At 61.9% G+C, this 22,147-nt stretch carries 18 protein-coding genes; 4 read left to right on the top strand and 14 right to left on the bottom strand.

The annotated features are described in order from the left end of the window. Nucleotides 1-13 precede the first annotated feature (13 nt). The 9 genes from glyA to J2W46_RS17120 form a co-directional block, all read right to left on the bottom strand. Nucleotides 14-1,309 (bottom strand): serine hydroxymethyltransferase, encoded by a 1,296-nt coding sequence (gene glyA / locus J2W46_RS17160; protein WP_310355191.1) that lies wholly within the window; start codon nt 1,307-1,309, stop codon nt 14-16. 113 nt (nt 1,310-1,422) lie between these two features. Further along, complete coding sequence (locus J2W46_RS17155) at nt 1,423-2,298, bottom strand: glycine betaine ABC transporter substrate-binding protein (RefSeq protein WP_020066001.1); 876 nt, start codon at nt 2,296-2,298, stop codon at nt 1,423-1,425. 103 nt (nt 2,299-2,401) lie between these two features. Further along, complete coding sequence (locus J2W46_RS17150; RefSeq protein WP_310355188.1) at nt 2,402-3,283, bottom strand: ABC transporter permease; 882 nt, start codon at nt 3,281-3,283, stop codon at nt 2,402-2,404. Next, nucleotides 3,280-4,569, bottom strand: a complete 1,290-nt coding sequence (locus tag J2W46_RS17145; protein ID WP_310355186.1) for a quaternary amine ABC transporter ATP-binding protein — start codon at nt 4,567-4,569, stop codon at nt 3,280-3,282. The genes J2W46_RS17150 and J2W46_RS17145 overlap by 4 nt, the downstream gene beginning before the upstream one ends. Nucleotides 4,570-5,080: 511 nt before the next feature. Further along, nucleotides 5,081-5,959 (bottom strand): isocitrate lyase/PEP mutase family protein, encoded by an 879-nt coding sequence (locus J2W46_RS17140; protein WP_310355185.1) that lies wholly within the window; start codon nt 5,957-5,959, stop codon nt 5,081-5,083. Nucleotides 5,960-6,004: 45 nt separating this feature from the next. Next, the gene (locus J2W46_RS17135; protein WP_310355183.1) at nt 6,005-7,405 is read right to left on the bottom strand and encodes an MFS transporter; all 1,401 of its coding nucleotides are present in this window, start codon (nt 7,403-7,405) and stop codon (nt 6,005-6,007) included. A gap of 83 nt (nt 7,406-7,488) precedes the next feature. Next, nucleotides 7,489-8,193, bottom strand: a complete 705-nt coding sequence (locus J2W46_RS17130) for a GntR family transcriptional regulator (protein ID WP_310355181.1) — start codon at nt 8,191-8,193, stop codon at nt 7,489-7,491. 217 nt (nt 8,194-8,410) lie between these two features. Further along, the gene (locus tag J2W46_RS17125) at nt 8,411-8,899 is read right to left on the bottom strand and encodes a DUF4440 domain-containing protein (protein WP_310355179.1); all 489 of its coding nucleotides are present in this window, start codon (nt 8,897-8,899) and stop codon (nt 8,411-8,413) included. 391 nt (nt 8,900-9,290) lie between these two features. After that, complete coding sequence (locus J2W46_RS17120) at nt 9,291-9,602, bottom strand: hypothetical protein (RefSeq protein WP_020065994.1); 312 nt, start codon at nt 9,600-9,602, stop codon at nt 9,291-9,293. Nucleotides 9,603-9,880: 278 nt separating this feature from the next. Between J2W46_RS17120 and J2W46_RS17115 the strand changes: the two genes are divergently transcribed. Next, nucleotides 9,881-11,233 carry an MFS transporter gene (locus J2W46_RS17115; protein WP_020065993.1) on the top strand — a complete coding sequence of 451 codons (1,353 nt, stop codon included), beginning with the start codon at nt 9,881-9,883 and terminating at the stop codon, nt 11,231-11,233. 50 nt (nt 11,234-11,283) lie between these two features. Here the strand turns inward: J2W46_RS17115 and J2W46_RS17110 are convergent, their stop codons facing one another. Further along, nucleotides 11,284-13,893, bottom strand: a complete 2,610-nt coding sequence (locus tag J2W46_RS17110) for a penicillin-binding protein 1A (RefSeq protein ID WP_310355178.1) — start codon at nt 13,891-13,893, stop codon at nt 11,284-11,286. Nucleotides 13,894-13,990: 97 nt separating this feature from the next. On the opposite strand from J2W46_RS17110, the gene fabV reads away from it, so the two are divergent. Further along, nucleotides 13,991-15,187, top strand: a complete 1,197-nt coding sequence (gene fabV, locus J2W46_RS17105; protein WP_310355177.1) for an enoyl-ACP reductase FabV — start codon at nt 13,991-13,993, stop codon at nt 15,185-15,187. Nucleotides 15,188-15,305: 118 nt separating this feature from the next. On the opposite strand, the gene J2W46_RS17100 is transcribed toward fabV, so the two are convergent. Beyond that, on the bottom strand, nt 15,306-15,935 hold the full coding sequence (locus J2W46_RS17100) for a glutathione S-transferase family protein (protein ID WP_131319202.1): 630 nt from the start codon (nt 15,933-15,935) through the stop codon (nt 15,306-15,308). A 212-nt stretch (nt 15,936-16,147) separates the two neighbouring features. Between J2W46_RS17100 and J2W46_RS17095 the strand changes: the two genes are divergently transcribed. Continuing rightward, the gene (locus tag J2W46_RS17095) at nt 16,148-16,513 is read left to right on the top strand and encodes a hypothetical protein (protein ID WP_020065989.1); all 366 of its coding nucleotides are present in this window, start codon (nt 16,148-16,150) and stop codon (nt 16,511-16,513) included. A gap of 231 nt (nt 16,514-16,744) precedes the next feature. Then, nucleotides 16,745-17,680 (top strand): LysR substrate-binding domain-containing protein, encoded by a 936-nt coding sequence (locus tag J2W46_RS17090; protein ID WP_310355175.1) that lies wholly within the window; start codon nt 16,745-16,747, stop codon nt 17,678-17,680. A gap of 112 nt (nt 17,681-17,792) precedes the next feature. On the opposite strand, the gene J2W46_RS17085 is transcribed toward J2W46_RS17090, so the two are convergent. The 3 genes from J2W46_RS17085 to J2W46_RS17075 are packed head-to-tail and all read right to left on the bottom strand — an operon-like array spanning nt 17,793 to nt 22,026. Beyond that, entirely contained in the window at nt 17,793-19,454 is a 1,662-nt protein-coding gene (locus J2W46_RS17085; protein ID WP_310355174.1) for a GMC family oxidoreductase, read from the bottom strand. 58 nt (nt 19,455-19,512) lie between these two features. Further along, nucleotides 19,513-20,730, bottom strand: coding sequence for a mandelate racemase/muconate lactonizing enzyme family protein (locus J2W46_RS17080; RefSeq protein WP_310355172.1), 1,218 nt, complete (start codon nt 20,728-20,730; stop codon nt 19,513-19,515). After that, a complete protein-coding gene (locus tag J2W46_RS17075) occupies nt 20,731-22,026 on the bottom strand; it encodes an MFS transporter (protein WP_374726841.1) in 1,296 nt (431 codons plus the stop codon). It abuts the gene before it with no gap. Nucleotides 22,027-22,147: the final 121 nt, after the last annotated feature.

The following is a 22,147-nucleotide window of genomic DNA, read 5'->3' as shown; positions in this document are numbered from 1 at the left end:
TCCGCGAATCGCTTTACACAAGCGCTTCGGCATGCGAGTAAATGGGGAACTGGCTGCAGAGATCGCGCACCCGGCTGCGCACCGCGCGCTCGACCTGTTCGTCGCCCGCAGGTTCCTGCTCCAGCGCGGACAAAACTTCCAGAATCATCTGGCCGATCTGCTCGAATTGCGCGGTGCCAAAACCGCGCGTCGTGCCTGCAGGTGTGCCGAGTCGGATTCCCGACGTGACGGTCGGGCTCTCTGTATCGAACGGAATGCCGTTCTTGTTGCAGGTGATGCCTGCCCGCTCCAGCGCCTTTTCAGCTTGCGTACCTGTCAGGCGCTTCGGGCGCAGATCGACGAGCAGCAAATGGTTGTCGGTGCCGTCCGTTACGAGGCTCAGTCCGCCCGACTTGAGCACGTCGCCGAGCGCCTGGGCGTTGCGCAATACCTGGTCGATATACGCGGTGAACTCCGGCCGAAGCGCTTCGCCGAACGCGACCGCTTTGCCCGCGATCACATGCATCAGCGGGCCGCCCTGCAAGCCGGGGAAAACCGCAGAATTGATTTTCTTCGCGATGTCGCCGTTGTTGGTGAGGATGAAGCCGCCGCGCGGCCCGCGCAGCGTCTTGTGCGTGGTGGACGTCACGACGTCGGCAAACCGCACGGGGTTCTCGTGCCGGCCCGCTGCGACGATACCGGCGATGTGCGCCATGTCGACCATCAGCAGCGCGCCCACGCTGTTGGCGATATTGCGGAATGCGGCAAAGTCGAGCGCGCGCGGATACGCCGAATAGCCAGCGATAATTAGCTTCGGCCGATGCTCTTCAGCCAGCCGCCGGACCTGGTCGTAGTCGATGCGATAGGTTTGCGGATTCACGCCGTATTGAACCGCGTTGAACCACTTGCCGGACAGCGCGGGACGCGCGCCGTGCGTCAGGTGCCCGCCCGCATCGAGTGACATGCCCATCACCGTCTCGCCCGGCTTGACGAGCGCGAGCATTACCGCGCCGTTCGCCTGTGCTCCCGAATGCGGTTGCACATTGGCGAACTCGGCTTCGAATAGTGCCTTCACGCGGTCAATGGCGAGCGCTTCGACGCGGTCCACATGTTCACAACCGCCGTAGTAGCGCTTCGACGGATAGCCCTCCGCGTATTTGTTGGTCAGCACGGTGCCCTGCGCTTCCATCACCGCCGCGGACACAATGTTTTCTGAAGCAATCAGTTCGATCTGCGTTTGCTGGCGGCGCAACTCCAGCGCAATCTCCGATGCGATGACAGGATCGCGGCTCTGGAGCGGTTCTGCAAAAAAGCGCGAGTTCTCGTTCACGTGGTCACTCCGGGAAAAATCGTGAAGCATGTAGTGCGGGACGGCAACAACCGGTTCATGCAATGTGCGGTGGTGTGCGGCTTAATGGCTTACTGCGCGACTTATTGCTCGATTTATTGCTGCAACCAGGCCTTCAGCTTTTCCGGATGCGCATCGACGAATTTTTTTGCGGCCGTTGCGTAGTCGTTCGTGCTGTTGCCTTCGAATTCGATCGCTTCGACGTCGGCGAGCGTCAGCTTGAAGTGCTTGAAGAACACCTCAGCACGGGGGAACTTCGTTGCGAACTGCTTCGATGCAAACGCGTGTACCTGTTCTTCGCCACCCAGCGCGCCCTTCGGGTCTTTCAAATAGCGCATCTGCCACTTCTGGAACAGCCAGTGCGGGCTCCAGACCGTAGCGACGACCCATTGTTTCGACTGATAGGCACGCGATACGCCCGCGAGCATGCCCGCCTCGCTCGACGATTGAAGGTTGTAGCCATTCAGGTCGTACGCCTTGAGCGCCTTTTCCGATGCCTGCATCAGACCGCCGCCGGGTTCGATGCCTTGAATGGTGCCGTTCAGCTTGCTCTTCACATCCGGCTTTTCGAGGTCGGAAATCGTTGCGACCTGCGACTCCGGAATGTAGGCGGGCACGGCCCAGCCGTTCTTGCCGCCCGTATAAATCACGCCGACGTCTTCCATGTCGTTCTTGTACTTCGCGTAGTAGGCGCCGTGTGTGACGGGCAGCCATCCGCCGACCATGATGTCGAGGTCGCCGCGCGCCACGCCCTGGTACTGGATACCGATGTCCGCCTGCACGAACTGGACAGGTTGCTTGAGGCCGGTTTCGAGCGCGTACTTGGCCACGTTGGCGACGGCGAGCACATCGGCCCAGTTGGTCACGGCCATCTTGATCGGTTCGGCCGCCGCGGCGTGCGCGGCGCCCATCGCCACGACTGTCGATACAGTCAGTTTCGCAACGAGCGATTTGAACAGATTAGTTTTCATACAGTACTCCTACGCGATTATGAAAATTTTCGAAATGAACAAGCTTAGCGATGTGGTTTGCTCTTGTTTTACCGCGAGATGAAGATGAGGGCGTGCGTCGGCGTCAGGTGCGCACTGCCGCGCTCGTGCCTGGCTTTGCGGTTCGCATCGTGCGCTTTGCTTTCTTCGCCTTCACACCGAAACTCTCCGTGAGACGATCGAGCACGATGGCAAGCAACACCACACCCAACCCGCCCTCGAAGCCGATGCCGATGTCGAGCCGCTGGATGCCGCTCAGCACGTATTCGCCGAGTCCACCCGCGCCGATCATCGAGGCCACCACGACCATCGAAAGCGCCATCATGATGGTCTGATTCACGCCCGCCATGATCGAAGGCAGCGCATTCGGCAACTGGATTTTCCAGAGCAGTTGCGCATCCGTGCTGCCGAACGACCGCCCCGCTTCCAGCAGTTCTTCGCGTACCTGGCGAATACCCAAAGTGGTGAGACGGACCACAGGCGGCATCGAGAACACGATGGTTGCAATCACGGCAGGCACGCGGCCCAGACCGAACAGGATCACGGCGGGGATCAGATAGACGAACGCCGGCATCGTCTGCATGAAGTCGAGCAGCGAGCGCAGAACCATTTCGACGCGCTTGTTTCGTGCGCCCCAGATACCGAGCGGAACACCAATCACAAGACTGAACACCGTTGCCGCCATCACTAGCGCGAGCGTCGAAACGGTCTGCGCCCAGAGTCCCATGTAATGGATAGCCATCAGCGCAACACCAACGAACACCGAAAACACGACCCCGCGCCGCCACAGTGCAAATGCGACGAGCAGCACGAGCATCGCAATGAACGGAATGGCGGCGAGTCCGTCTTCCAGCAGCTTGATGACTGCGCCCAATGCGGCAGAAAAAGCGTCGAAGCCGCCACGGAAATGTTGAAAGAGAAAATTGACCGCGTTTTCCGCGAATTTCCCGATGACTGACGAGTTCATGCTGCTCTCCGTTCCATGACCTGCTTAAGAATCGCCCGGCATGACACGATGCCTGCGAGCCGGCCCGCTGTATCGGTGACGGGGACGTCGTGTTGCTGGTTCAATGCAATCGTGGCCAGTTGATGCAGATCCGCGTCGAGCGGCACCGCATTCACGTCGTTCACGAACGCCTCCCTGATGGAATGCTCGCCCGTCTTGCGCAGTGAAGCGGGCGTGACGCAGCCTTGATATCGGCCTGCCTCATCACATACGTAGCCGCAATCGGCGCCGCTATCGATCAGCTGATTCAGGTAGCGCTCGGAGGGCGCGGCGACATCGCAGGAGATCAGTTCGCGCTCTACCCTCGTCATCAGGCTCGACGCTTTCAGAAAGCGCGATACATCGACATTACGGAAGAAGTCGCGCACATAGTCGTCGGCGGGTGACTGGATTAGTTCGGCGGGCGTGCCGACCTGAATCAGACAGCCATCTTTCATGATGCCGATACGGCCGCCGATCTTGATCGCTTCTTCAATGTCGTGCGAGATGAAAACGATCGTGCGCTGCTCTTCTTTCTGAAGCCGCAGAAGCTCGCTTTGCATTTCGAAGCGGATCAGCGGATCGAGTGCCGAAAATGCTTCGTCCATCAGCAGCACGGAAGGATTCACGGCGAGCGCGCGAGCGAGGCCGACACGTTGCTGCATGCCCCCGGAGAGTTCACCCGGCAGCAACTTTTCATACGAACCCAGACCGACTCGCGTCAACGCGGCGCGTGCAATGTCGTAGCGCTCGGCTTTTTTCAGACCCGCAACTTCGAGTCCATACGCGATGTTGTCGAGCACCGTGCGGTTCGGCAGCAGCGCGAACGACTGGAACACCATCGCCATCTTCTTGCGGCGCACGTCGCGAAGTTCGGGCGTGGACATCGGCGCGATGTCGCGGCCTTCGAGAATGACATGGCCCGACGTCGGCTCGATCAGGCGGTTCAGCAGACGCACGAGCGTCGACTTGCCGGAACCGGACAGGCCCATCACGACGAAAATCTCGCCTGCCTTGACGCTCAGGCTCACGTCGTTGACGGCAACCATGTTGCCCGTCTGCTCGAAGATCTCGTTTCGGCCGAGGCCTTGCGTGATCAGTTCGGCGGCACGCTCGGGCTTGGGACCGAAGATTTTCGACAGGTTCTTGACCGTGAGAATATCGGTCCCGGAGATAGCCACGGGCTTCGCCGCTGCGGAAACGTCGTCCGCTCCGAAGGTACCCGGATGGACCATGCTGTCCGGCGCGAATGTCAGGTTTGGCGTCATTCTGTCATCCCAACTGGCGAGTTCAGGAAATCGGCGCCGCGCATTGCGTTTGCTAGATGCGGCAGCACTCGATTGCGAACCCGGGTCTTTCCGCGCAATATGCCGCCTGTCTTCTGACGGGCAGAAGAGTCGTGCGTCACATCCGGTGAACCGCGGGCTTAATGCATGAAGTGCAGCGTATCAAGCCAATTTGCTTCGACTAGCTACATTTTCTGCGCGCTTTTCCATACCTCTGGTAATGGAAGAAGCCGAGAGTCGAGACCACGAGTTGGCCATTTGCTTCGGGCGAGACTCGAGGTTCCTGAACGGACGGGGATTTGCGGGCGATGGCGGCGTAGAGCCGCGTTGCGCCAGATCACGGCGGCTGGGCGCCTTTCGAATGGCTTTGTAGGGATAGTCCCAGGTCGGTCTATCCCTTTCCTGTTTCGCGCGGCAACGCAGGTTTCGTTTGTTACTTCTGAGCGTCGCGGATGCCAGCGAGCACAACCAAACGTTAAGCCGCATCGCTCTTCTAGTCCGCGTGCGCGCGATCGAACGCCCACACCTCGGGGAACCCCATCAACTCGCACATATCGGAAAACGGATACATCGAGTCAGTGGCGGCATCCGTGCTCCGGTGCGCAAGAATCTGCCCGTAGACATCTTTGAGCGCCTTCGCGACGGATAAGAAACCCGACGCTGGGTAAATGGCCAGAGAAAAGCCGAGCTTTTGCAACTCAGGGGGCGCAAGCTGCGGCGTCCGCCCACCTTCAACCACATTCGCGAGCAACGGCATATCGAACGTGCGCCCGATCGTTTCGAGTTCCTCAATACTCTCCGGCGATTCGATGAACAGCACATCTGCACCGGCCTTCGCATACGCCTCGCCACGACGCAGCGCTTCATCGAGACCGAGCGACGTCCGCGCATCGGTGCGCGCGACGATCTGGAAATTGCTATCGCTGCGGCTCTCCACGGCGACCTGAATCTTGCGCACCATGTCCTCGACCGGGATCACCCGCCGGCCCGGCGTATGGCCGCATTTCTTCGGGAATTCCTGATCCTCCAGCTGTATGCCTGCAGCCCCCGCGTGCTCATAACCGCGCACGGTATGCGCGACGTTTAGCAATCCGCCATAACCGGTGTCGCCGTCGCAGATCATCGGCGTGTTCGTGCCGCCGCAGAACGCCGCGACGCGATTGACCATGTCCGTGTACGTGGCGAGCCCCGCATCCGGCAGACCGAGGTACGACGCTACTGTGCCGAAGCCCGTCATATAGAGGCAGTCGAAGCCCATTGAGTCGGCCATCTTCGCGGAGATCATGTCGAAGATGCCAGGCGCAGTGACAATCTCCTTGCGTGCAAACCGCGCTTTCAACGCTTGACGCCTGCTTTGCTGTGTGACGCTCATACGTGTCCTGTTTAACGAAGGAAGTGGAAATTTGAACGTTGCCGATCATTGTGAAAGCGATGAGGCCGGCAGTGGATCGTCCGTGTCGATCGAAGGCGCAATGTCCTCGAGCGAGCGTCGATTCGTCTCGATACCGAACGCTGCAAGGACTACCGCCAACACGACCAGCGTGCCGATGATCATCGTCAGCACGTCCTTCACGCCGCCCGCCGCGTACATCATGACTACGAGTTGCGGCGCGCAGATGCCCGTGATGCGCCCGGCACAACCCGCGATGCCGTTTGCGCGCATGCGATTCTCCGTGGCGAAGAGTTCCGGGATGTATGTCGCAATACCGAGCGCGACCATCAGGTACGTGAGCGTGAAGAGCAGGAAGCCGAGCAGCGTCGCCATTTCGATGCCGGTCGAATGCCCGTATAACCAGCCGATAACTGCCGTGAGCACCGACACCGCGATGAGCCCTTTCCTGCGTCCGATCCTGTCGGCGAGCAGTACGCCCAGCAGCGCCCCTGCCGGTCCGCCGAGCGCCATCAGTGCGGTATAGCCGAGCGACGATGCCATGCCGAGCCCCTGTTTCATCAGAAACGTCGGCACCCACACGATGAAGCCGTAGATCACCATGTTGACGGCAACCTGCACCACGATGGAAAGGAACGTGCGGCGAATTTGCGCCGGCCCAAAGAGTTCGAGCAGCGTGGTTTTCCTCGTGACGGTGCGCGGCGCATCGACGACGGGCGGCAGCGTCCCATTGCGCGCCGACTCCTCTTCTGCTTCGCGCAGGATCGCTTCGGCTTCGGCGTAACGGCCTTTCGATTCGAGCCAGCGCGGTGACTCGGGCATCTTCTTGCGAAGCACCCACACGATCATCGCGCCGACCCCGACGATTGCGAACATGGCGCGCCAGCCGATCGACGGGATGATCAGATACCCGAGAAACGTTGAAAAGAACAGTGCGGAGTTCGTGATGAGCGACAGATACGCGGACCACTTGCCACGCACGGCAGGCGGCATGAATTCGCCGACCGATCCATAACCGACGACGATCTCCGCGCCGAGGCCCAGTCCCATGAAGAAGCGGCACACGATCAGCCACGTCATGTTCGGCGCAAACGCGCCCGCGAGCGACGCAAGGCCGAACACTGCGAGATTGAACTGGTACGTGAATTTGCGGCCTTTCGCGTCTCCGAGCACACCGGCGGTGAACGCGCCGATCAGCATGCCGATGAACGTCGAAGACAGGAACGCCGCGTTCAGATGCATCGTCGACCAGCCGGTTTTGGCGAGCGCGCCGAGCACGCCGCCGGCAAGATAGATGTCGAACGAATCCAGGAACATGCCTGCGCCGATCAGCCACAGCACGCGCGTGTGGAAGCGCGAGATCGGCAGCCGATCGAGGCGTGCACCAGCACTTGCGGTGCTCAAGGTATATCTATGGGTGCTCGGCATGTCTCGTCTCCAGTATTGTCGTCGTCGCGACTATTGAATGACTGCTCGTGATGCTGGTGCCTTGCTGCTCCTGGCGCGCTGATTCAGGACGTGGGGCGCTCCCCCTCGCGACGGTCGAGCACCGCACTTTCAGCGGCGAGAATGTGGCAGCGCATAGCGGCTTCCGTCCACGCGGCGTTGCGCTGCTCGAGCGCGCGAACGATTTCGAAATGCTGGCGTGCGCTGCGGACGCGATCTTCGTCGCTATAGGTGCCAAACGTCCACTTGATGAGCGGCGTTTCCTTCATCGACCTGAGCGAGCGGTCGAGGCGCGCGTTGTTCCCGGCGGCTGTGATGATTGCGTGGAACTCGCTGTTCGCCGTGAACCAGGCTTCGCTGGATTCGGGCGTCGATGGCTGCTGCGTAATGGCGAGCATCGCATCCGCTAGCGTTCGCAGACGTTCTATGTCGGAAGCACCGATGGATAAGGACGCGCGCCCCGCGAGATAGGGCTCGACCAGAAGACGCGCCTCGAAGATCTCTCGGGCGTCGTGCAGCGTCCACATCTTCACGCGAACGCCGTAATTCGGACGCGTTTCCACCCACCCATCCGCGTCGAGACGCCGCAAGGCCTCGCGTACCGGCGTGCGACTCACGCCGAGGCTTTTCGCAAGCTGTTCCTCACGCAGATATTGACCCGGGCCGTATTGGCCGCTGGTCACTGCGTCCTTGATTGCGGTGTAGACGTCGTCCGCCGAACGCGGCAGTTCAGGCGAAATTGTATGCAATGATGCTTCTTGATGAACCATTTTGTTCCACACATCGGCTTGCGTTCACACATTGTATGCAATGATGGTGGCGCCGAAACGTCGGGATTTCCCGCAGGACGCCGCGCTCAAGCCATCGGAGATCGAAAGCAAGCGGGCAGCGAAGATTGCCGGTGTCGTAGACGCGAAACGACTGGCCAGTAAGCTGGGCGCTGCTGGCAACGTCTATTGGCGGCTGGAGGCACGAGCCATACCCATCTCACTCCTTGTCCGGCATCGCCGACGAGTGATGACTGGTAATCAGCCATTGCGAGCCATCCCACCGATAGGTGTACGTATAACGCGCCTTCACAACGACGCCGGTTCTCGCGAACGTGAACGTGTAAAGCCCCGCGTCGACAGCCGAGTTGCAGCCAGAGTCGACGAAACGCATGTCGATTTTTCCGGAGGGACGATCCTGAAGGAAGTGCTGGAAATAGTCCTCCTTGTCCGCAACCGTCAGGCGCGGCTTGCTGGACACCGTTGCGAGGAGGATCGATCGCGGCGCGTAGTTGGCGACCACCTTGTGCGGATCGCCGGTCTGCAGAGATTCATTCCATCGGTCGAACAACGACGCGATCTCGGCCTCTGTGGCGACCTTGCAACTGCCGGGCTGCGCCGACGACGCATTATTCGAGGATGTGTGATCGGAGGCGCATCCGGCGAGCGTCAGCGTCAGCGCGAGGACAGCACCAGTGAGCGACCTCATGGCGGCACCTCTTCCTTCAGGAGCAGGAAGAAGTTGCGTGCGCGCTGACTCTTCCCGGCAAGTCCGAGGGCGACGCGGAGATAACCTGTGACCGATCTAATGCTGCGTCCGGAGAAGGACGCACCGTCGCCAGTTCAGGCAGACCGTATCGGACAAAACAAGCCAAGTTGAACAAGCACTGCGGGGCTGGTCTGTGCGCTAGCGAACACTTTGTGCTACTCGTCTGCACTGCAAGCCGTATTGCGCGGCAATGCAAACATGCGCGACGCAGAACCCGCCCGGGCGCCTCGCAATCGTCGCGGCGCACATCACAGACACTACGCTCGCGACCTTCGACACGAAATAACGGCACAGGCGCTGTAGCTGTGGCGAATAACGCGTGGTCTCTGTACTAGAACTTCGGATGACATTCGAAGTTGACCGACGACCCATGCGTCGTCAGCATCTCCACCCCGCTCACCGTTTCCACATTGATGCTGCTCTGCATGCCGCGCCGCTCGCAGTATTCGCGCGCCTCGTTCAGTGCCTCGCCGTGCGCGCGCGCCCATGCCATGCGTCCGCCCGTCGCGCTTGCCGCGACTGTGTAGGTGCCGGGTTTATCGGTTGCGACGACGTGCGTCGAGGACGCGCAGCCGGCAAGCGCGCCTCCTGTGGCGAGCGCCGCAATGGCGACGCGAGACCAATCGCGAAGCTTGTTCAACATGATGCACCTGGATTGTCTGATCGTTTCATGACCGCGCATGGAGTCGTTACGGGGCGGTCGGTGGGTTGTATCGCAGCCGCAATTATCCGGAAATACGCGTGCGAGATCAGCCTCACGGCTCGAAAACACTGTTGCCCTCACCTGAACAATCTGTGCAGGCGCAGCATCGACGCATTGGCGCGCTGGAACTGTTTAAAGCGCTTCCCGAATCGCGGCCGAGCGATTAGTCTTTAACGAAATCTTCAAACCATCCGGACAATGAACTGGAGGAGACATCGATGGAACTCGAAGCACGTACCATGAAACGTGTGACGGTTCGGCTCGTGCCGTTCCTGATCGTCTGCTATTTCATCGCCTATCTGGACCGCGTCAATGTCGGCTTTGCCGCGCTCCAGATGAACAAGGCGCTCGGTCTTTCGGCAAGTGCATTCGGCTTCGGCGCGGGGATTTTCTTTATCGCGTACTTCTTCTTCGAAGTGCCGTCCAATCTTCTGCTCGAAAAATTCGGCGCACGCCGCTGGATCGCGAGAATCATGTTCACGTGGGGTTTGCTTGCCGGTGCGATGGCGTATATCCCACATATCGCGCAATACACCGGGTTGTCCGCGGCTCATGTGTTCTACGGCTTGCGCATTCTGCTCGGCGTGGCCGAAGCGGGATTCTTCCCGGGCGTCATCTTCCTGCTCACATTGTGGTTTCCCGCCGCGTATCGAGGCCGAGTGGTCGGCTATTTCATGGCGGCGATTCCGCTGTCGACGGTGATCGGCGGACCGATCTCGGGCGCCCTGCTTTCCATGGATGGCTTCGCCGGTCTCGCCGGCTGGCAATGGGTCTATCTGATCGAAGCGCTGCCCGCCCTGATTCTCGCGTTCGCGGTGTGGTTCTACCTGACCGACAAACCGGCCGACGCCACCTGGCTAGCCGCCGATGAGCGCGACTGGCTGGTCGCACGTCAGAAGCAGGAACGCGAGCATCGCGAAGCCGTGCATGCGTTTAGTGTGAAAGAAGCGCTTCTGAACCGGCGCGTACTCGCCATCGCGCTCATCTACTTCGGCGCCAATGCAACGAATTACGGCTTGAGCTTTTTTCTGCCGCAGATCGTCAAGGCCTTCGGTCTGACTAACTTGCAGACGGGCTTCGTGACGTCGCTGCCGTATATCGTCGGCGTCATCAGCATGGTTTACTGGGGACGTCATTCGGACCGCAAGCTGGAGCGCAAACGCCATGTGGCGATCGCGCTGACGGTCGCGGCGCTCGGCATCGCGGCGTCGGCCGGGCTCGACAATCCCGTGCAGAAAATGATTGCGCTGTCGATTGCGGGCTTCGGTATTTTCGGCTGTTTGCCGGTTATCTGGACTTTACCGGCTGCGTTCCTGTCGGGCGCCGCCGCTGCCGGCGGCATCGCGGCGATCAATTCGCTCGGCAACCTAGCCGGATTCTTCGGACCTTACGCGATGGGCTGGATCAAGGACAGCACCGGCGGTTTCGGAGCGGGACTGCTCTGCCTCGCAGGCGCGGGCCTCGTCGGCGCGGCGGCCGCTTTGCTTCTGCATCACGACCCCGCGCTGGAAGCGTCGGCGGGCACCGCGCGACGCGACGCGTCCGCGGGCCCCCCAGTCGCGGAATACTAGCTAACGGGACGCGGCGACACGGCGCCGGGTCGTCCCTAGCCTGGTCGCGCTCAAGGCGAGCCGTTCGCCGCGCCAGATTGACTTCCGGCGCCCACCGCGTCGGGCGGCACGACGTCGTCCGGCGTGGGCGTAGGCGCCAACGCCGCGGCGCCGGCGCCCTGCGCGTCGCCGTGGACGGGCTCGCTGCCGAACACCGAAGTCGCTGACGAACCGGAAGCCGTGGCGTCGCCGGGCGTGGAAAGAAGCGGCGGTAACGCCCGCGATTCCGCGCTGGCGGCCGTTGCTGCACTGGCGGCAGCCTCGGCGCTCACACCTTCAGTCGCCGCCCCCGGCGAAGCCGTCGCCACAGGCGCACGCCGCGTCGTGTTGCGAGCCGTCACGGCCGTCTGAGACTTCACCGTCGACGACGGAAAGAGATGCTGGAACCATTCCCGCAGCCGCTCGGAACGCTCGGCGAACCAGCCTGGCTGCTGCTCGGTGACGAACCTCACGCGTGTGTCGACCAGCTTCGAGCGCTGCGCGCGCTGGAAGAAGTCGCCGACGATAGGCAACGCGCTATGCGCGCCCTGTCCCCAGTAGTCGCTGCGCAAGGTCACGCGGCTGTCGTTGAAACCGACCCACGCGCCGGCCACGAGTTGCGGATGAATCAGGATGAACCAGCCGTCTGCGTTGCCCTGCGTCGTGCCGGTCTTGCCCGCTACGTCGCCGCGCACGCCGAAGCGTCCGCGTATCGCCGATCCGGTGCCGCGGTTCACGACGTCGCGCATCACGTCGACGAGCGTGCGGGCGGCGTCCGCAGGCAGTTCCTGTTGCGGCTGCGCCGGCGCGAAGTCCGCGAGCACTTCGCCGTTGCGGGCCTCGATGCGCGTGACCATCACCGGCTCCACGTATCCGCCGAGGTTGGCAATCGTTCCGTATGCCGACACCATCTCCTTCAGCGTGACGGGGCTCGTGCCGAGCGCGAGCGACGGCACGGCGTCGAGCGGGCTGTCGCGCACGCCCATGGCGCGGGCGAGCCGCGCGACCTTGTTCGGGCCGACCGTTTGCATCAACTGCGCGGTGATGCGGTTGCGCGAATAGGCGAGCCCGTCGCGCAGCGTGATTGCCCGCTCGCTCGGCTCGTCTTCGTCGCTCGGACGCCAGACTTCTCCGCCCGCGAGCTGTACTTCGACCGGCTGATCGACGAGCGTGTCGGTCGGCTTCGCACCCGCCTCGAAGGCGGCCGCGTAGACAAACGGCTTGAACGTCGAGCCAGGCTGACGGCGCGCCTGCTGCACGTGGTCGAACGGATCCTGGCTGAAGTCGCGGCTGCCGACCCACGCCCTGATCTGGCCGTTGCGCGGGTCCATCGCGAGAAAATCCGCCTGCACGCGGGTCTTGGATTCGCAGAGCGATTGCACAAGGTTGCGGTCGGACGACACGCGCTTGAGCGCATCGTCGTCGGTCAGGCCCATGTCTTTCGCGGCGCGAAAGTCCGGCGTTTCGCGCAGGAAGGTTGCGAGCAGTTCCTTGCCGTTCGAACAACCGGCGCGGCTGCCCCACGCCGCATTGGCGATGCCTTGCAGCTGGTTGCCCTGCAGGATCACCGCCTGGGTGGCCATGGTCTGCAGGCGCGAATCGATCGTGGTGCGCACCACGAGGCCGTCAGAATAAATGTTGTAGTCGTTGCGGTCGGCCCACGCCGCGAGCCACTTGCGCAGTTGCTGCGCAAAGTGCGGCGCGGGTCCAGGCGGCTCGGTCTGCCGCTCGAAGTCGATGCGCAGCGGGCGTTTTCTGAGCGTCTCGAACGCGGCGGGCGTGAGCTTGCCGAACTTCACCATCTGCGCGAGCACGGTATTGCGCCGCTGCAATGCGCGCTCCGGGTTGAGCACCGGGTTGTAGTAGCTGTTGCCCTTCAGCATGCCCGCGAGCGTCGAGCTTTCGAGCACGTTCAGGTCCGACGCCGACTTGTCGAAATACGTGCGCGCCGCCATCTCGATGCCGTACGCGTTGTAGAGAAACGGCACCGTGTTGAGGTACGTTTCGAGGATCTCGTCCTTCGTATAGAGCGCCTCGATCTTGAAGGCGGTGATCGCCTCCTTCAGCTTGCGGTTTAGCGTCGGCGCACGGCCGATTTCGTCCGGATAAAGATTGCGCGCGAGTTGCTGCGTGATCGTCGAGCCGCCCTGCCGGTCGCCGGAAAACGTATGCAGCGCGGCCGATGCGGTGCGCCGCCAGTCCAGCCCGAAATGCTCATAGAAGCGATGATCTTCGGTGGCGATCAGAGCATTGACCACATTCGGCGAGATGTCCTTGAGCTTGACCCACTCGCGGTTGGACGGCTTGAACTCGGCGAGCAGCTTGCCGTCGGCCGAGAGAATGCGCGCGGGCTGCTCGATCTTGGCCTTGCGAATATCGCCGATGCCCGGCGTGAACGGAATCAGGAGCAGCACATACAGCACGAACAACAGCGGAAGCGCCGCGCAGGCCCTCAGCACGCCGCGGCGGGTCGGATGGCGCAGGTGCCGCAACGCCCCGGTCACGAGCGGGTTCGCGCGGGTCAGACCTCGTTCGAGGGTCTCCAGAATCAGGGAAATAAAACGCTTCACACCGGTTACCGTCTGCTCGAAAAGGCTGAATCCTACCAAGATGTGCGAAGCCGTCCGATTTCCGGCTTGCATGGCGGCCCGCCCGGCGCGCCCCTTGACCGATCCCGCGCGCCACGCCAGGAGCCGCGCGGGCCACTATAATGTCGCCAATTCCGACAAGAGGTGCTTCATGATCATCAAACCGCGCGTGCGTGGATTCATCTGCGTCACCACCCATCCGACGGGCTGCGAGGCCAACGTCAAGGAACAGATCGAATACGTCAAGGCACGCGGTCCCATCGCCAACGGTCCCAAAAAGGTCCTCGTGATCGGCGCATCCACGGGCTACGGACTTGCCGCGCGCATCACGGCGGCGTTCGGCAGCGGCGCGGACACGCTCGGCGTGTTCTTCGAGCGCGGCGGCAGCGAAACCAAGGCGGGCACGGCCGGCTGGTACAACAGCGCGGCATTCGAGAAATTCGCGACCGCAGAAGGCCTGTACGCAACGAGCATCAACGGCGACGCATTTTCGGACGAAGTAAAGGCACGGACGATCGAGGTCATCAAGCGCGATCTCGGCCAGGTCGATCTCGTCGTGTACAGCCTCGCCGCGCCCAAGCGCACGCATCCGAAAACCGGCGAAGTGTTCAACTCCACGTTGAAACCGGTCGGCAAGGCGGTCAAGTTGCGCGGCATCGACACGGACAAGGAAGTCATTAAGGAAACCGTGCTCGAACCCGCCACGCAAACCGAGATCGACCACACGGTCGCGGTCATGGGCGGCGAAGACTGGCAAATGTGGATCGACGCGCTGCTGGAAGCCGGCGTGCTCGCAGACGGCGCGAAGACGACCGCGTTCACCTACCTCGGCGAAAAAATCACGCACGACATCTACTGGAACGGCTCGATTGGCGCGGCCAAGAAAGACCTCGACCGGAAAGTGCTCGGCATTCGCGAGAAGCTCTCGGCCAAAGGCGGCGACGCGCGCGTCTCGGTGCTGAAGGCGGTCGTCACGCAAGCGAGTTCCGCGATTCCGATGATGCCGCTGTACCTGTCGCTGCTCTTCAAGGTGATGAAGGCGAAAGGCACGCACGAGGGCTGCATCGAGCAGGTCTACGGCCTCTACAAGGAGAGTCTGTACGGTTCGGCGCCGCACATCGACGACGAAGGACGCTTGCGCGCGGACTACAAGGAACTGGCCCCCGACGTGCAAAACGAGGTTCAGGCGCTGTGGGACAAGGTCACGAACGACAACATCTACGAACTTACCGATTTCAGCGGCTACAAGACGGATTTTCTGCGTCTTTTCGGATTCGAGATCGCAGGTGTCGACTACGAGGCCGACGTCAATCCGGACGTGCAGATTCCGCGGCTCGTGCAGGTTTGAGCGGTCGCGGTAGCGACCGCGTTCGCGTCTGTGTTTGTGTTGCGGGGCCGTTGTGGCCCCGCGTCGTTTGTCCGGTCGGTCTTCTTCCTCTTTTCTTCTTCTCTGCTCGCGACCGCGTCTACGGCGTGCCGTTGCGGCAGTATTCGCGATAACCGTCTCGTTCCGCGAGGCGCGTCATATAAGCGGCGACGGCGGGTAGGTCGTCGTGCTGAATCGGCGTTTCGAGCCAACGGTTGATCGACAGCGCGATCGGAATGTCCGCGAGCGAGAACGCGTTGCCCGCGATGAACGCGCCGGTTCGCTGCAACTGCCCTTCGACGATCGCCATGTGCTTCGCCCAGTTCGCCCGCGACGACTCGATCTGCTGCGCGTCGCGATGCGCGGGCGACTGCCGCACGAGCGCGAGAAACGCGTAACTCCACGAACGGTTCAGTTCGCTCGCCTGCCAGTCGATCCACTGGTCGCATCGCGCGCGCTCGCACGGGTCGGCCGGATAGAGCGACTCGCCGCGATCCCGGTACCGGCCGGCGAGGTAGCGGATGATCGAGTTGGATTCCCACAGTACGAAGTCGCCGTCCTTGATGACGGGAACCATTGCGTTCGGATTGAGCGCGAGAAACTGCGGGTCGCTGGTCGGGCGAAATCCCGCGCCCCAGTCTTCCTGCTCGAACGCGAGGTCGAGTTCGGCGCAGGTCCACAGCACCTTGCGCACGTTGATGGATGAAGTCTTGCCGAGGATTTGCAGCATAGGACGTCGGATGCGGTAGTCGGGAAGAAAGGCTACGTTAGCGCGTCGCGGGATTTTCCGCTGCTCGTGCAGCGCCGGCGGCGCCGTGCAGCGTGCGCCAGGGTACGCCCGGGAATTGCCGCTGGTGAATTCTGCGTGATATTGTTAATAAATGCGGAGGACGGCCGCACGCCGCCTCCCCCGGAAAGCACTTTACCGCAGCGAGCGTCGCCATGAGTGATGTACGCCACCATCTGAGTCCGCGAGACCGCCTGGAGCTGTTGTGCTGGCTCACATGCGGCAGCCTCGGCGCTTATTACCTCAACGAGGACTGGCCCGACGCGGCGTTCCACGTACAGGCCGCCCACAAATGGCTCGACCGGCGCGCGCGCGAGGCCGACTGGCTTTCCATTGCGAAGTTGTCGGCGACCGCGCTGGAGATTGCCCGACGCCACGCGCGCTTTGTCGACACCGACTGGGCGCGCGACGCCGTCGAAGAAATCCTGGACACGGACGAACTCGACCCTCAAGCCCGGCTCGTACGGCAGGTTCTCGCGGACTGCGAGAAGGCGCTGGCGGACCGGCGGACCGCGGATTAACTTTTCCAGTAAAACCTGGGTTGACGTGGCCGCTTAACGATTCGACCACAACGGTTGAACGAATCCTCCGCGCACCGGCCGGGCTCCGCGCTCAGCGGGAAGCAGAGAAACCGGAAACCGGCTCAAAACCCTCATGCCGCGTGCATCGCTTCGCGCACCCAAACGCTAGAATGCCGGGCATAGCGCGCACTCGCGCGCCTTCTTCTCCGGTCGAACACCTTGAAACGCAAAATGCCCGCGCTGAATGCGCTCAAAGCCTTTGAAGTGGCTGGCCGCACGGGCAGCTTCACACGCGCCGCGGAATTGTTGAACGTCACGCAAAGCGCGGTGAGCCGGCAAGTGCGCCAACTGGAGGCGCAGATCGGCGAGACGTTGCTGCAACGCCATCATCACCATCTCGAGCTTTCGGCCGCCGGCCGCGTGCTGTTGCAAGCGCTGCAGCAGTCTTTCGACCGTATCGAGCTCACGGTGCGCAGTCTGCAGGAGAAAACGCATCGCAACCGCCTGCGCATCAACGCGCCGCCCACCTTCACGAGCCGCTGGCTGATGCCGCGCCTCGGCCGTCTGCGCGACGCGCACCCGCACCTCGAATTGAGCCTGTCCACGCGCCTCGACGACAAACTCGCAGAGTCGGGCGTGCTCGACTGCGCAATCCGCTTCGGCAACGGCGAGTGGGAAGGTTTCGATAATCGTCTGTTGATGAACGAAAGGCATATCGCTGTCTGCGCGCCGGCACTGCTCGCGCGGCAGGCTGGCCGCGCCGCTATCGACCTCAACGAGTTCACGCTGCTGCATGTGCTCGCCAGCGCGGATCAGCGTTACCTGACCTGGCAACACTGGCTGAAGGCCGCTGGAATCGAGAACGTGGATACGCGCGGCGGTTATGAATTCGATCTGCTCGACCACGCGATTCGCGCGGCCATCGACGGGCTCGGCGTGACGATTGCAGACCGCAACATGATCGCGCGCGAACTCGCCGAAGGCCGGCTGGTGCAAGTGTTGAACGTGCACGTCGACGGCCACCAGTCGTACTGGCTCGTCACCCGCGCCGGACAGGACGAACTGCCGCACGTCACGCTCTTTCGCAACTGGCTGCAGCAGGAAATCTGGCTGGGTGAACGGGCTTTCGAGTCGTCCGAGGCGGTGCCGTTGGGCGACGTATCGTGACAGCCGCGCCGTGGATGGTGGCGACGGCGTCGACATTGCGGATATGAAAAAGCCGCGCCGATCGACTGACCGGCGCGGCGTTTCAAGCACCTTCTGAAGGTGCCAACGAGCATCATGCGGCGGTGGCGAACTCCGCCACATGAGACTCGTGCGCGGCACGCGCGGCAGCGTCGTCGAGAATCATGTCGGCGCCCTTCTCCGCGACCATCATTGTGGGCGCATTGATGTTGCCGGAAGTGATGTTCGGAAAGACCGACGCGTCGACCACGCGCAATCCGGCAACGCCATGCACGCGCAAACGCGCATCCACCACGGACGTGCGCGGATCATTGCCCATCGCGCAAGAGCCGCACAAATGATAGATTGAGCCGGACTGCTCGCGAAAGTACTTCAGGAAGCTTTCGCGGCTCGCCACCTGCGGCCCAGGTGAGATTTCCTCGACCGTGATTTCCTTTAATGCGGGCGATGCCATCACCTTGCGCACGAGCTCGCAGCCCTGGATCACCTCGTCGATATCCTTTTGCGTAGTCAGCGCGTTCAGGCGGATTTTCGCGGCATCTTCCGCACGGTTCGACGCGATTTCGATCGAGCCGCGGCTCGTCGGCCGGCAAGGATTGAATGCAAGCAGGAAACCCGAATACGGTTCCGGTTCCAGATTCGCCTTGTTGCTCTTCGGAATGCGGTACGACAGCGGATTGAAGTAAAGCTGCAGGTTAGGCTGCGCCTCGCGCTCGCTGCCTCTGAAGAAACCGCCCGACTGATTCACGCTCATCGCAAGCGGCCCCTTGCGCGTGAGCAAATACTGCAACCCGAGCTTCAGCTTGCCGATCAGCGGCCGCAGTTCGTCGTTCAGCGTCTTCACGTTCGCGCGGTAATAGAAGCTCACGCACAGGTGGTCCTGCAGATTCTGGCCAACCGCGGGCAATTCCTTGATCGTCGTAATGCCGTGTTTCGCGAGCAGTGCGCTATCGCCGAGGCCGGACAGTTGCAGCAGCTTCGGCGAATCGACAGCGCCGGCAGCGAGAATCACCTCGCGCTTCGCCATGAAACGCCGGGCGACGCCGTTCTGCGTGACGCTCACGCCGATAGCGCGGTGCTTACCCTCGAACAGAACGCGATTGGCCAACACGTTGTGTTCGACCGTGAGATTCTTGCGCGCGAGCGCCGGATGCAGATACTCGAAACTGCTCGACGAGCGTTGGCCGTTGCGCGTGTTGACATCGTAAATACCGGCACCTTCGAACTGCGCGCCGTTGAAGTCGTCGCTGCGCCGGTAGCCTGCCTGATCGCAGCCTTTCAGGAACACATGACAGATCGGATGCACGGCGTCTTTCATCGGCGAAATGCGGATCGGGCCGTCAGCGCCGTGATATTCCGTGTCGCCGAGCGGATGCGATTCGAGCTTGCGGAAATACGGCAGGACATCGCGGAATGCCCAGCCTGGATTTCCGGCTGCCGCCCAATCGTCGAAATCGTGCGGCTGGCCGCGCACGTAGATCATCGCGTTGATCGAGCCGGAACCGCCCTGCACCTTGCCGCGCGGACAATAAATAGGACGGTTATCGAGCTCCTTTTCCGGCTCGCTGTAGTACATCCAGTTGTAGGTTTCGTTGTAATACGTCTTCGTGAAACCCACCGGAACCTTGAACCAGAACGAGCTGTCCTTGCCGCCCGCCTCCAGCAGCAGCACCGAGTATTCGCCCGACGCCGACAGGCGATTGGCGAGAATGCAGCCCGCCGACCCGGCGCCGACGATGATGTAGTCGTAGTTCATGCTATATCGCCAGAGTGGCGCTCAATCCATTGAATGCTTGTAGAAGGCCGCGCGGCGTTCAGCCCTTGGCCGGCGCGAGATCTTTCACGTCGACGGGTTGCGCGGCCATTTGCAGGTGCAGACGCTCGCCCGTATATGGCGTGTGCTGCGCGACCACTTCCATGTTCAGTTCGACGCCGAGGCCAGGCTCGCGCGACGGAATGATGTAGCCGTCTTCCCACTGAAGCGGCTTCTTCAGCACGGCCGCGTGAAAACCGTCCCATGTGCCGATGCTTTCCTGGATCAGGAAGTTCGGCGTGCATGCCGCCAGCTGAATGCTCGCCGCCGCGCCGATCGGACCGTTGTACAGATGCGGGGCGATCTGCGCGTAGTACACCTCGGCCAGTGCAGCAACCTTTTTCGCTTCGAGCAGGCCGCCCACGCGCGCCACGTTCAATTGCAGAATCGACGCAGCACCCGCTTGCAACAGCTTGAAGAACTCGTACTTCGTAGTAAGGCGCTCGCCCGCTGCGACTGGAATGCTCGTGTGCCGCGCGACTTGCGCCATCGCGTCTTCCTGACCCGGCGGCACCGGCTCTTCGAACCAGAGCGGATCGTATTTTTCGAGGCGCTTCGCAAGCCGGATCGCCGATGAGGGCACCATCTGCCCATGCGTGCCGAATAGCAGATCGGCCTTGCTGCCCACCGCTTCACGCACGCGGCGGCAGAACGTCTCGCAACGGTCGAGCACTTCCATCGACAGTTGATGCCCCGAGTAAGCCGTGTACGGCCCCGCCGGATCGAACTTCACCGCCGTGAAGCCGCGCTTCACGTTCTCGGCGGCGCATTCGGCGGCGAGGTCGGGATCGTCGTAATCGTATTCGCCGCGACTGTTCTTCGGGTACAGGTATGTGTACGAACGCAGGCGCGGATTGACCATGCCGCCGAGCAACTCGTACACCGGCTTGCCGGCGGCCTTGCCGATGATGTCCCAGCACGCCATTTCGAGGCCGCTCACCACGCCCATCATCGTCAGGTCGGGACGTTGCGTAAAGCCGCTCGAATACGCTTCGCGCCAGAACCGCTCGATATGGTGCGGATCGTGATCGAGCAGGTAGCGGGAAAAGACATCGTCCACGATATGCGTCATTGCTTTCGGATGGAACGTGGCCGAATAGATTTCGCCGACGCCTTCAATGCCGCAATCGGTCTTCAGTTTGACAAAGATCCAGTACATGCCGCCGACGTGCGGCGGCGGTACGGCAACGACATGCGTTTCGAGCGAGACAACGTTCATTTACGCAACCTCTTTCCTGTTGAGCATGTTTCTTAGCGCGAGTCCGGCGAAACCGCCGAGCGCCGCCATCGCGGCCACATAACCGAAGTACAGCTGATAGCCGAATACGCCCGGGAACGTCTGCGTCAGGTAACCGTTGATGAGCGGCAGAAACACATCGGGCGAATAGCCAAGTACGGAGATGAGGCCGATTGCAAGGCCCATCGTGGAAACCGGAATGTTGCAGCGATCCAGCAGCGACCAGTAAAGCCCGCGAATCGCGTAGGTCAGAATGCCGATGAACAGCACGAGAAAGACCAGCAGCACATGGCTCGAAATACGCGGTGCGGCCATCAGTCCGACGAGCGACAGCGCAGCGAGGAAGAGCGCGATAATCAGCACGGACACCTTCGAGTAACGGTCGCCGAGAAAGCCGCCGCCAATGCCGCCGATGGGTCGCATCCACAGTTTCAGGGTGGTGATCGTGCCGGCCATTACGACCGTGAGGCCAATATCGCCTTCGTGCAGATAGGCAGAAAAGCTGTAGGTTGCCCAGAACACCTGGTAGCCGCAGAACACAATGGCTGCGACGAGCCACAGTTCGGGAATTTTAGCGAGCGTTGCGAGATCGGCGAGCACGTTGCTGCGCTGACGCGCTGCGCGATTCGCGGCGTCGGCGCGGGCGCCCTGCTCGCCTTGCGGATCCTTCACGAGCACGAGCACGACGCCGAGCGCGATGCACAGGAACGCGTACAGGTAGACGACCATCCGGAAGCCGGCTGCAGCCGTCTCTCCTTTCGTCTGCGTCGCCCACGCGAACAGCGTGATCGCGATCGTGGCGAGCATCGCTTCGATGAGACCGCGCCCGCCGTCGAGCAGACCGAAGAAGCGGCCTTGCTCGTTCGTACCGGCAATCATCGTGACGCGCTTGATGACTGCCGCCCAGAACGTGAGGCCGGTAGACAGGCCCCAGCCGCCGAAGATCAACATCAGCATAGGGAACGACGGCGCGCTCGAATACCAGAGCCCTAGCGCACCCGTTGCGATCAGCGAGAAACAGATCAGCATGCGTGGCGCGATGCGATCCGCGAGCCAGCCGCTCGGCAGATAGCTCAGCAAGAAGATGGTACCGAGCGACGAGTACAGATAGCCGAGCTGGCTATCGGTGATATGGAACACTTCCAGCATGGTCGGCTGATAGACCTGCCGGAGATACAGAATCGGATAGATCGCGCCGGCGGCGAGCACCAGCAACATCAGCTGCGTATAGCGGCGCCCCTTTGTTTGTTGCAGCGCGGCTTGCGCGTCGGCTTTCATGCCGGCTTCCCTCTCGCCTAATGCGAGCGCAGCCGGGGTCGAAGACGATTGAACGGGTTGAGATGACACGTGAGCCTCCTGACAGGCACAGCGCCGACTGAGCGGCCTGTGCGTCTCCAAT

Origin of the sequence: Paraburkholderia strydomiana, from assembly GCF_031456815.1 — a bacterium.
Classification (GTDB): domain Bacteria; phylum Pseudomonadota; class Gammaproteobacteria; order Burkholderiales; family Burkholderiaceae; genus Paraburkholderia; species Paraburkholderia caledonica.
This window is presented reverse-complemented; position numbering and strand designations above follow the sequence as displayed.